The sequence below is a fragment of the Selenomonas sp. WCT3 genome (genome assembly GCA_900100835.1).
GTDB classification, from domain to species: domain Bacteria; phylum Bacillota; class Negativicutes; order Selenomonadales; family Selenomonadaceae; genus Selenomonas_A; species Selenomonas_A ruminantium_E.
In genome coordinates this window covers 162,121-174,112 of sequence record FNCM01000001.1, presented here as the reverse complement: position 1 = coordinate 174,112, position 11,992 = coordinate 162,121, and the positions used below count along the sequence as shown (strand labels likewise).

Below are 11,992 nucleotides of genomic sequence, written 5' to 3'. Positions count from 1 at the left end.
GTTCGTATAATAAAGGGGTAATTTGGATTAATGTAAGAACAGCAGAGATGAGGAGATATAATGAAGCGAATCGATTTGAAGCTGACAGTAGCAGAATTGGTAAAGGCTTATCCCGAATTGATAGATATATTGGCAGAACTTGGGTTAGAGAAAATCTTGAACCCCGCTGCATTGAAGGCAATGGGAAATATTATGACATTGCCGCGTGGTGCAGCTGTGCGCAATATTCCGATGGAAAAGGTGATTGCGCTGCTGGCGGCACATGGTTTTGAAACTGTGGGGAATGATATCAACGAAGTCTGTCAGTTGAAAACGGCACAAATTGAAACGGCAGCTGGCATGGTGTTGGAAGAGGGGCATCCAATCGCCTTGATGCGGGCAGAAAATGATGGTATGGAAAAAATCCGGACGATAATCGAAGGACAGTGTGTAGGTGCAACAATCGATACCGCGGTGGTAATCGAGGCTATGACGGCATTGAATGCTATCCGTAACCACTATGCCAAAAAGGAAGAATTGCTGATGCCGATCTTGTACAATTATGGTGTTACGGGCCCTTCACAGGTCATGTGGAATGAAGATGATGAAATCAAGAAAGAGCTTGGAACTCTGACGCGGGCGATAAAGGAAGATGCAGACAACGTTCTGTTATATAAAGGTCGGATTGCTGCGCTGATGAAGCGCGTCCAAGGAATGGCTGCCAAAGAAGAGCGTATTTTGTTCCCGCTTTGCTTAAACTATTTCACCACAGAAGAATGGATGCGTATCTATCGGGATTTTCCGGACATGGGGATCGTGTTTGTTGAGGAGCCACCGGTATGGGATGCGGGCGCTGCTTGGGCAGATTCAGAACTCCAGAAGACGATAGAGCAGGAAATTTTGGCGGGGAAAGTTCAGCTGCCGACTGGTGAACTTACTGTAAAGCAGTTGCGGGCAATGTTTTCCTTGCTTCCGGTGGACATAACCTTTATTGATGAGCAGGATAGGTTGCGCTTCTTCATTAATGAAGGCAATGTTTTCCCACGGCCGAAAGCCGCGCTAGGGCGGTTGGTTTTTGAGTGTCATCCACCGCAGATTGTTCCAGTGGTCAAGAATTTACTGGCAGATTTTCGGGCCAAGAAGCGTGAATCCTTGGTAGTTGCCCGCTATATCATGGGGAGACCCATACTGGTGAAGTATATGGCAGTTTACGGGGAAGAGGGAAATTATCTGGGAACAGTGGAAGTCGTTCAGGATTGCAGCGAAGTTTTGGCAAAGTTTCCCCAGCGAAAATAAAGGATAATGTCTATAGGATGTCTCTGGCTTAGTGCTGGAGACATTTTTTAGAATTTTGTTGGGAAAGATTTTGTCTGTCGACAAAATTCGGACAATAGCGTTATAATAGTACTGACAGTAGGAAATGTTCTATTATGGAGGCGATTTTTATGTTCCGGACAGTACCATTTAACCTGCGAGAAAATGCTGAACGTGGCCGTGAGGCATTGGAGAAAGCCTTGGAATTTATGGCAGACCAGCCATTCAATCCGATGGGGAAAGTCAGCAGCGCCTTATCGCCATTTCGCGTGGATGTGATTTCGACAGAGGCGGCCTATGAGCTTTTTGCTGAGCTGCCCGGGTTCTATAAAGAACAAATAAACGTATCCTATGATGACAACCATTACCTGCGGATCCGAGCCGAGCGGCAGGATGGTGACATGCAGGTCAAATTCCTTTGCCGGGAACGCCGCACAGGGGAGTTTGAGCGGACGTTCCTGATTGATGGAATCAAAAAAGAAGATGTATCGGTTTCCTATGAGAATGGTGTGCTTCATATCATACTTCCGAAAGAAGAGGCGAAAACGTCCCGGACGGTGTTTGACATCGATTAATTTATTTTCGTTCCCCGCCCGTCCCTAGCAGGAATTTCGTGGTGTATCGTGAATACTATAAAGTATAGAATTATTGTTACGTATACTTTACGATGCAGGAATATGGAATAGGAAATAGGGAGGGAGCTGCTCATGATGGATGAAAAAGACTGGGAAGAATTTAAACGGAAGCTTAAGATGAAGACGGAGATCGATTTGGATCTCTACAAAGAGCCGCAGATGAAGCGCCGTATAGGCAACCTGGTTACCAGAGCTGGGATGGATTCGTATTGCGAATACTTTGACCAGGCTGCAAAGGATAAGGACGATTTTGCTTCGTTCATTGAGTATCTGACAATCAACGTGTCGGAGTTTTTCCGCACACCGGAGAAATTTGGCAAGCTGGAGACGGATGTTATTCCCGATCTCCTGACGCGTTCTTCGAAGCTCAATATCTGGAGTGCTGGCTGTTCTATCGGTGCTGAGCCGTATTCTTTGGCGATGATCATGAAAGAGATGACCCCGAATGTTCGTCATCGCATCCTGGCTTCGGATTTGGATGTTGAGATCCTTGCCAAGGCAAAACGCGGGATTTATACGGATAATGAGCTCAAGGCGATGACGCCGCAGCGCCGGGCAAAATATTTTGATGTGGTAGAGGGCGATAAGTACGCGGTAAAGCAGGAAATCAAAGACTGCATTGAGTTTAAACGCCATAACCTCTTGAAGGATAAATTCGAAGAGGGGTTTGACTTGATTCTTTGCCGCAATGTTGTCATTTACTTTACGGAGGAAGCAAAGGATCAGCTTTATGCGAACTTCTTCAAAGCGTTGAAACCGGGTGGTATCTTGTTTGTCGGTGCGACGGAGGCAATCCTGAACTTCCGCAAATTGGGCTATACCAGTTTCCAACCGTTCTTCTACCAGAAACCATTGACGTAAAAAGTCATTATTAACGTTGAACGGAGCCAAGACATGTACGCAAATCAGCAGATTGAACAATTAGATATGGATAGGATGCGCGAGCTCCAGCTTCAGCGATTGAAGAAACAGTTGAGGTGGGCCGAGGAGAAGAGCCTTTTCTATCAGGAGCAATTCAAGAAAAAGGGCGTCTCCCATGAGGATCTTCATAGCCTTGAGGATATTGCGAAATTCCCCTTCCTGGAGCGCAACATGCTTTACCAGATTGGGGCCATGGATATCCTGACGATACCAATTTCAGGAATTTTGCGCTTCAATGTCATGCAACAGGAGATCGGGGAGATTACGAAACTTTATACCAATGGAGATGTCGCGCATAATGTGGAGATGATGACCCGCTGTTTGGTGGCTGCTGGCATTACCAATGCGTCTATTGTTGCGCTACAGGGAGATTTGTCGGACAGCCGGTTGTTAGATGTCCAGTATGCATTGGAAATAATCGGGGCAGCGGTCGTCCCGATGGGAACGGACTACCGGCAGTGGCTCCGGCTGATGGAGTCGGTAGGCATGGATACTTTGGTGAGTACACCACAGCTTATCATGCAGTTGATTATCCAGTTGCAGGCTACGGGCAAGAACATTGCGGATTATCCGCTATCTCGTGTGATTTGCCGCAATGTGCAGGGGGTTCAGAATCCCATGCAGCGGCATATTCAAGAGCGTACCAAGGCGCAGGTTTTCAACCTTTATGAGCCCGCAGAAATTGGTATGGCGGCTGCAATCTTTCAATGTGAGGCCCATAATGGTTATCACATTCAGGAAGATTACTTTTATCCGGAAATTGTCACCTTTAACAGTGATCAGGTGGTAACAGAACCGCATCAAATGGGTGAATTGGTACTTACCAATCTCATGGCGGAGGCTATGCCGTTGATTCGCTATCGGACGGGGCAGGCGGTGATGCTGGAGGAAGATACTTGCAGCTGTGGCCGTACTCTTCGCCGGGTGACAACGCCGTTTTCCTTTATGTGATTTTGCGTAAGAAAAGGACATATTCCTTGTATGGGAATATGTCCTTTCTTTTTCGATACGAGGCAGGTTATTATGACAGCTAAACTTGATTTTATCATCGGACGGGCCGGTACCGGCAAGACGCATGCGTGCCTGGCTGCTATGCGGAAACAGATGGAACAGAACCCTATCGGCCATTCACTGGTTTTGATTTTGCCAGAGCATATGACTTACAAGGTCGAACGGCAGCTGGCATCGTCGATTCCTCAGGGGCAGGGCTTTTTTCGAGGTTATGTATTTGGTTTTCGCCGTTTTGCCAGACAGGTGCTTTTGGAGACGGGGGGGGCGGATATTCCGCGTATCAGTGAAGTGGGAAGACGGCTGTTGCTGCGTAAGCTGCTCGTAGGACATCAAAAGAAAAAAGACCTTGACGTATTTGCCAGAGCAGCACGCCAGCGGGGCTTTACGGCAAGTTTGTCCGATGCTATCAAGGAATTCAAAAGTTACCGGCTGACGACGGATGTGTTGCGCAAGGCAAGTGGGCGGTTGGGGGAAAACAGCAGCCGTCTGGCCAGTAAACTGACAGAGCTGGCCGCCTTGTCGGATGAGTTTGCGGCTGCCATGGAGGGGAGGGCAAATGACGCCGAGGACATGATGTCTCTGTTGGCGGAAAAGTTGCCGGAAGCCCCGTTGCTGAAGCATGCAGAGGTGTGGATTGATGGGTTTATTTTCTTCAATCCACAGGAGCGGCAGGTTTTGGCGGCGTTATTGCAGACCGTGGACCGGGTGCACATTACGCTGCCAATGGCTGGGAAACGGCTGGCTGATGGCCAGGTAACTTTGAGATTGCCGGAAAATCTGCAGGAAACGGGACTGTTCCAGCGTTCCTATCGCACGATGGAAAGCATTTGTGAGTTGGCAGGAAATTTGACCGGTCAATCGATGCTAGTAGAAAATTATCCGGTGACGCTGCTTGAGGAAAATCATCGCAGCAAGAAAATGCCGTTGCGGCAAGTGGAAGGAATGCTTTTTGACCGGGGAGGCAGGGCTGTAGAAGCGGAAGAGGCGATACAACTGACCGAGGCGGCCAATCGGAGACTAGAAGTGGAGGCGGTGGCGGCAGATATTCGCCGCCTGGTCCGGGAAAAAGGCTACCGCTATCAGGACGTGGGCGTACTGATTCGGGAGGAAGAAGCTTATGGGGATATCCTGCGATTGGTTTTTCAAGATTACGGGATTCCGTTTTTTCAGGACAGCAAACGCCCGAGCATCCATCACCCCTTGGCCGAATTGATACGCTCTGCCTTAGAAGTCGTGGTAAAGGGCTGGCGGTACGAAACGGTGTTTCGCTGCCTGCGGACAGGTTTTTTCCCGTTGGTGCGGGAAGATATCGACAAGTTGGAAAACTATGTGCTGGAATTTGGCATCCGCGGGCGGAAGCGCTGGGCCCAGGAAGAACCGTGGAATTGGCATCGCCGGTATGCCTTGGAAGATGATGAGGAAATACTAGACGAGGCAGCCGCAGAAAAATTGGCTGGCATCGATTCGCTCCGCCGTCAGGCTATGGATCCGTTAGCAAAGTTGGAAGATGAAATCCGGGAAGCCGCAGATGTGCAGGGACAGACCGAAGCAGTGTACCGTTTCTTGGAACGGTTGGAAGTACCGGTGCATCTTTCCCAGTGGACGGATATAGCAGAAAAAGAAGGACGATTGGCCGATGCTATGGAACATCGTCAGATTTGGGGAGGTAGTATCGGCCTGCTTGACCAGATTGTGGAAATCAGCGGCGAGGAAAGCATGACCTTGCCAGAATTTGACGCTGTACTTAGTGATGGTTTGGACGCCTTGACGATTTCTCTGATTCCGCCGGGGCTCGACTATGTGACGTTGGCATCTTTTGATCAGAACAGTCTCGATAATTCCCGGGCCGTTTATATCTTGGGGGCCAATGCGGAGATCATGCCGCGGCGTTCGTCGGAACAGGGACTTTTGACAGATGCTGAGCGCCTTCATATTGATGAAGCCTTGCAGGAGCTTCAGCGGGAAGGTATGGAGATTCCCGAGATTTCTCGTGGGAGCCGGGAGCGGAGTTTCGGCGAGAAATTTTTGTTGTACCGCAGTTTCAATGAGGCACGGGAGTATTTATGGATATCCTATGCGCTGGCCGATGCGGAGGGGAATGGCTTGCAGCCTTCTTCTATTGTCCAGCGATTGTGGCAGCTTTATGTGCAGCTGCCTTTCCTTTCGATTCCGTTGGAGACTTTGCAGCGTGAAGACAATCTGCAGCTGGTTGCGGGGCGGCCGGCAATTTCCAGTTTGGTTAATGTATTGCGGAGCCGCAAGGAATCGCGAACGAAGGAAAAGGAGCCGGCTTCTTTTTGGCAGGATGTCTATAATTGGGCGCTTACGCAGCCGGAATTGCGGCGTCCATTGAAACTGGCCTTGTCTGGATTGTTTGCCAAAGCCAACGAAGAACAGCTGCCGGAAGAGTTGGCACAGGCGATTTATTTGCGTGGCAAGAGTCTCCATGGCAGTGTGACCCAGTTTGAAAAGTTCCGCCAGTGTCCGTTTTCGCATTTTGCGGCTTATGGGCTTAAATTGCAGGAACGGCGGGTGTATCAGTTCAAAAATATGGATTTGGGACAATTGCTCCATGCGGTTCTCCATGCTTATGGGGAAAAGGTGCGCGAAGAATTTGCCGGCCGTTGGCAGGATGTGCCGGAAGAGAAGCGTTTGCCGATATGCCAATCGCTGGTAGAGGAATTGGCACCGAGGCTTCAGAGTGAAATCCTGCTGAGTCGTGCCAATTATCGGCATTTGAAGAGCCGGATTGCGGAAACGGCTGGGCAGGCAGTCGCTCAGCTTACGGCTTGGGCGGCCCTTTCAGAATTTCAACCGGCTTATTTTGAGGAAGCTTTTGGTCATGCGGGGGATTCGGCACAGTTATCGCCGTTGCCATTAGGAAATGGATTCCGGCTGTCTTTCAAGGGACAGATAGACCGTCTCGATATTCATCAGGAACAGCCGTATTTCCTGGTGTTGGATTATAAAACTGGTCAGGCAGCTATCAACCTTTTCGAGGTCTATTACGGCCTGAAACTTCAGCTTTTGGTCTATGTGATGGTCGCTCAGCAGCTTTTCCATCAACAGGGGAAAGACCGGCTGCCAGCAGGAATACTTTATGCCTTTCTGAAGAATCCGGTGGTCAGCAGTGAAAAGCGTTTGTCGGATAAGGAACTGGCGGCAAAGGTCATGGCTGAACTTCGTATGCCCGGATGGGTGTGCGCGGATCAGGAAGTGATTGACAGCATAGATAAGGGGCTGGGACATCTGATGCTGAAGCGCAAAAAAGATGGCAGTTTTGACGAGGCGACGAAAAAGGGGCATTATGTGCGTACTCAGGAAGAATTTGCTTTGCTGCTTAGTTATGTGGACTATATTCTGCGTGACACTGGCAAGCAGATTCTTGAGGGGCAAATCAAGGCCAAGCCGTATCGTGTTATAAAGAATAATCAGGAATATAAGGCTTGCAGTTATTGTGCGTATCGTGATCTTTGTGGCTTTGATCCTGAGCTGCCGGGCTGCGAATACCACGATGTGGTGCAGGTGGAAGAGGAAGATTTGGAACGGCGGATGGCTGAGTGTACAGGAAGGGAGGATTTGCTCCGTGGATTATACAATCGACCAACAGAAGGCAATTGATGTCCGGGGAAAAAATATTTTGGTAGCTGCTGCTGCTGGGTCGGGAAAGACAAGGGTGCTGGTAGAGCGAATTATCAAGCAGCTTATGGAACGGGAACTTTCCATAGATGAGCTGTTGGTCGTGACGTTTACCAGTGCCGCTGCGGCAGAAATGCGGGAGCGGATTGAAGGTGCGTTGCAAAAGCGGCTGCTGGTAGAAGAAAATGCGGCCCTTTCTGCCTGGCTGGAGCGGCAGACCGTACTGTTAACCGGTGCGGATATCTCCACGTTTCATTCTTTTTGCCAACAGGTAATCCGGAAAAATATCGAAGCGGTGGAGGTAGACCCGCAATTCCGTTTGGCAGGAGAGCAGGAAATGGTTTTGCTGAAGCGGGACGTTTTAGAAGAGCTGTTGGAGAAACGCTACGAACGTCCGGAATTGGCAGAAGCGATCCCAGCCTGGGAAGAATTCCTTTCGTTTGCAGATGACTATGGCAATGACCGGGGGGATGATGCCATTTATGAGGCGGTGTTGAAGCTTTATAATTTCAGCCAGAGCCAGCCCTATCCGAAAGCTTGGTTGAACCGACAACGGGAAACTTATGAATTGGCAGACTGCCTGTTTACGACGCCATGGTTTCAGCGGATATTGTCGGGGGCAGTTTTGGAAATCGATGCTTGTATCCGGCAGTATGATCAGTTGACGATGCTTGTGGGAGACGGGGATCCTGTGGCCTTGCAGGAGGAATGGAAGCCCTATGTGGAGGCTGTGCAGGCGGATATTGAGCAGCTGGAAGCTGTTCGTGGGGCGCTTCGCATTTGTGAAAAGCATCCCGCTGATGGTTGTTTTGATGCTGTGCGGGATGCGGCCGGAAAGGTCAACTGGGTCAGATTGGCCAAGAAGGAATTTAAAGCACTGAAAGCGGATTATCCGGAGGTGCGCGATAAATTTGACAAAGCCCGGGACAAGGTTAAAAAGAGTTTTGGCAAATTAAAAGAAAAATATTTGCAAGAGGGAGAGGAAGCACTTTGGCATAGCATCAAAGGCAGTGGCAACGCGGTGAAGCAATACGTGCAGCTGGCTTTGGACTTTATCGATGCGCTGCAGACTGCCAAGAAAGAACGCAATATTCTCGACTTCAACGATTTGGAGCATTTTGCCTTGGAGATTCTCTGTGGCGATGCGGAAAAAATCATGCAGGATGAGCCGGAGTATGTACCAACGGCAGCGGCCATTTCCCTACGGGAGCAGTACAAGGAAATCATGGTCGATGAATACCAGGATACCAATGGGGTGCAGGAAGCAATCCTGAACCTTATTGCACGGGAGGCCAATCGTTTTACCGTCGGTGATGTCAAGCAGAGCATTTATCGGTTCCGCTTAGCGGATCCGTATCTTTTCCAGGCAAAATACGATAGTTTTCCGGAAGAGTGCCGGAAGGGAGAGCAAAATCAGCTGATTACGATGAAAAAGAATTTCCGCAGCCGTGCAGAAGTCCTGGAACCTATCAATTTTATCTTTGAGCAGATTATGCGCCGGGATGCGGTGGAAATTGAATATGATGAACGCAGCCGGCTCCACCCGGGGGCAAACTATCCTCTAGCGGAAAACACTCTTGCCGGACCTTTGGAGTTGGATATCCTCCTGGGAGAAAAGAAAGACCCAAAAAACGAAGTGGCAGAGGAAGTGCTGGAGGGCTTCGAGCTGGAAGCCCAGTATATTGCCAATCGCATCCAGCTGCTGATGGAGAATCATCATGTGGTACTGGATAAGGAAACGAATCAGTATCGCCCGCTGGAACTGCGGGATATTGCCGTGTTGATGCGCGCCGTACAGGGAAAAGCCGATGTCTTGCTGGAAACCCTGCGGAAAAACGGGATTTCAGCCTATGCCGACGTGGGGGGCGGTTATTTTGAGGCCAGTGAAGTGCGCATTGTGTTGGCGCTGTTGTCAGTGCTGGATAATGCCCGCCAGGATATCCCGTTAGCCGCTGTACTGGCTTCTCCCATTGGTGGTTTTTCCATGAAGGAATTGGTGGAGATTCGTCTGGCTGCGGAAGAGGGCGACCTGTATGACGGACTGCTGGCCAGCTTTTCCCCCGATACAAAACTTTCGAAAAAGCTGGCAGAGCGAACGGCTGCCTTTCAGCAGGAGCTGGCCGCTTGGCGAAATTATGCTGTGAGCCATAGCGTGCCGGAACTTATTTGGATGCTTTATCGGGAGACCGGTTATTACGATTATGTGGGCAGCCTCAAAGGCGGTCTGCTTCGGCAGGCTAACCTGCGTATGCTGGCTGATCGGGCGGCGGACTACGAACGTACGAATTATCGGGGGCTGTTCCGCTTCCTGCGGTTTATTGACGACCTCAAAAAAAGAGAGACAGACCTTTCCGTGGCCCGTACTTTGGGGGCCAGTGAGGATGTCGTTCGCATTATGACGATTCACAAAAGCAAGGGGCTGGAATTTCCTGTGGTGATCCTGGCCAATGCCGCGAAGGAATTCAATCTCCGGGATGCACAAGGGACTTTCTTGATGCATCAGCAATTGGGGATTGGCTTGAAGTTGGCCGAGCGTTCGCGAACTGGACGTCAGATTTACAACACGATGCCTTGGCAGGCGATTGCCGATAAGATTGTGGATGAGACGAAGGCAGAGGAGATGCGTATCCTTTATGTGGCTTTGACCCGTGCCCGGGAAAAACTTATCATCACGGGGACGTTGTCGTCGTCACAAGTGGAGAATCGGGCAAAAGCTTGGGGGCAGCTGCTGGCGGATAAAGACAGACAATTTTCGGTACAAGCCATTCGTCAGGCCAAAACATACTTGGACTGGATCGTACCGGCAGTAGCTCGTCATCGGGATGGTGCGTCGCTGCGGGCGTTCATGGAGGCCGAGGTGGCAGAAAATGATTTGTTGCCCGCAGAGGACAATACGGAATTTGCGGTTCAGCTGATTCCAGCGTCTGAAGTCGGGGCAAAGGTGGCGACGGAGCGGCAAGAGGACCCGTTGCTTGAGGCAGCTGCCGCCCTTGCCCCCATGCCAGCGACAGCGCAAAAAGAACAGGTGGAAAACTGTTTGTCGTGGCAATATGATATGGGCGGATTGGATGAAGTACCGGCAAAGCTTACGGTTACGGAAATCAAGCACCGCTTTGCTGAACATGAACCCTTGGCGGACGAACTGCCCCAGCAGAATTTAATGGTAAAGCTCTCCGAGGCGGAAGCAAAACAGGATTTTGAGTGGCCGCGTCCAAGATTTTTGCAGGAGGCACGGCAGGGATTGTCGGCGGCTGAGCGCGGTACGATTATGCATACAGCCATGCAGCATTTGGACTTGCAAGGGGACAGAAGTTTTGCCGGAATTCAAAGGCAGCTGGAGAGCATGGAGCTTCGCGGTATTCTGCAGCCGGGACAGAAGGAAGCTGTCTATATAAAAGGCATCCAAGGATTTATCCAGTCAGAAATCGGAGAGCGGCTTCGCAAGGCGGTTAACGTCTGGCGCGAACTTCCGTTTAGCCGGATGCTTCCAGCCAAACGCTTTTATCCCCAGGTGAAATCTGGAGAGGAACGGGTCTTTACCCAGGGGGTAATTGATTTATTGTTCGAAGAGGCGGACGGCAGTTTGGTTCTGGTCGATTATAAGACCGACCGCAGTCCGGACCCTGAAAAGGCTTTGCGCCGGTATCGGATACAAGTGGATTTATACAGTGAAGCCGTACAGGCAATTCTCAACCGTCCGGTTAAGGAACGGTATCTGTATTTGCTTCAAAGCGGCCAGCTGGTCAAGGTACCAGTTGCTGGCTAATGATAAGGCAGTCTGTCTTTGGAAGGGCAGACTGCTTTATTAAACTTGTATTAAAAGTGTTGTTATTGTATAATAATGCAGAAAAAAATGAGATATGTGAGGGGAATGTATGAAAAAGTTACTGGTAGTTGTCTTGACGTGGGTGGCGTTATGGAGTGGTCATACGGCAATGGCGGCAGCGCCGTTGTATGCTGGCAGTGCAGAACAAATGGCCACTAGAATGTATGAGATTTACAATAATTATGACCAGAATATTTGCTTGCGCAATTTTCAACATCTTGGTTTGAACAGCGATAGCGATAATCCTAATGTTCAGTACCAAACGTATTTGGTAAGTTTTGGTACAACGCGCGATTATGTAATGATTGCTATGTTATGCGATAGAAATTCCGGGGCGGTAATGCGGGCGAAAGTAATGTGGAATCCGATGAATAATGCCGCTGGCAGGTATTCGCGTGATGCAATTGCCTTAACCGAAATGGCGATTGGCATTACGGCCGCGGAAAAGGATGCCTTGTGGGGAGATGCCCAGAATCATTCCAGAAATAATTATGCTCGCGGTGCAGCCTGGTGCCAGGCAATACAGGGAAATGTTTATGTGCGGTTCCTGCAAAGCAGGGCAGATTCCATTGCGGTGACATATTCAACCTGCGAACTTCGGTAAAATTACAGCCGGCAGTTTCCTTTGACGGCTTTTATATGAAAAACTCTCCCTAGGGTGACAGGC

Annotated in this window: 7 protein-coding genes; all 7 read left to right on the top strand. The window is 49.8% G+C overall.

Annotated elements, in window-relative coordinates:
- Window positions 1-57: 57 nt before the first annotated feature.
- Window positions 58-1,275 (top strand): PAS domain-containing protein, encoded by a 1,218-nt coding sequence (locus tag BLQ36_RS00925; RefSeq protein ID WP_074513547.1) that lies wholly within the window; start codon window positions 58-60, stop codon window positions 1,273-1,275.
- A 149-nt stretch (window positions 1,276-1,424) separates the two neighbouring features.
- Window positions 1,425-1,868, top strand: a complete 444-nt coding sequence (locus tag BLQ36_RS00920; protein WP_074513672.1) for an Hsp20 family protein — start codon at window positions 1,425-1,427, stop codon at window positions 1,866-1,868.
- 132 nt (window positions 1,869-2,000) lie between these two features.
- Window positions 2,001-2,789, top strand: a complete 789-nt coding sequence (locus BLQ36_RS00915; protein ID WP_074513546.1) for a CheR family methyltransferase — start codon at window positions 2,001-2,003, stop codon at window positions 2,787-2,789.
- 33 nt (window positions 2,790-2,822) lie between these two features.
- Complete coding sequence (locus BLQ36_RS00910) at window positions 2,823-3,800, top strand: phenylacetate--CoA ligase family protein (protein WP_074513545.1); 978 nt, start codon at window positions 2,823-2,825, stop codon at window positions 3,798-3,800.
- 72 nt (window positions 3,801-3,872) lie between these two features.
- Entirely contained in the window at window positions 3,873-7,481 is a 3,609-nt protein-coding gene (gene addB / locus BLQ36_RS00905) for a helicase-exonuclease AddAB subunit AddB (RefSeq protein ID WP_074513544.1), read from the top strand.
- A complete protein-coding gene (gene addA, locus BLQ36_RS00900; RefSeq protein ID WP_074513543.1) occupies window positions 7,447-11,265 on the top strand; it encodes a helicase-exonuclease AddAB subunit AddA in 3,819 nt (1,272 codons plus the stop codon). The genes addB and addA overlap by 35 nt, the downstream gene beginning before the upstream one ends.
- 109 nt (window positions 11,266-11,374) lie before the next feature.
- On the top strand, window positions 11,375-11,929 hold the full coding sequence (locus tag BLQ36_RS00895) for a hypothetical protein (RefSeq protein ID WP_074513542.1): 555 nt from the start codon (window positions 11,375-11,377) through the stop codon (window positions 11,927-11,929).
- Window positions 11,930-11,992: the final 63 nt, after the last annotated feature.

Bases quoted from the DNA above. Each gene is read 5' to 3' on its own strand.
- BLQ36_RS00920 (WP_074513672.1), top strand. From the start codon at position 1,425: ATGTTCCGGACAGTACCATTTAACCTGCGAGAAAATGCTGAACGTGGC.
- BLQ36_RS00915 (WP_074513546.1), top strand. From the start codon at position 2,001: ATGATGGATGAAAAAGACTGGGAAGAATTTAAACGGAAGCTTAAGATG.
- BLQ36_RS00910 (WP_074513545.1), top strand. From the start codon at position 2,823: ATGTACGCAAATCAGCAGATTGAACAATTAGATATGGATAGGATGCGC.
- addB (WP_074513544.1), top strand. From the start codon at position 3,873: ATGACAGCTAAACTTGATTTTATCATCGGACGGGCCGGTACCGGCAAG.
- BLQ36_RS00895 (WP_074513542.1), top strand. From the start codon at position 11,375: ATGAAAAAGTTACTGGTAGTTGTCTTGACGTGGGTGGCGTTATGGAGT.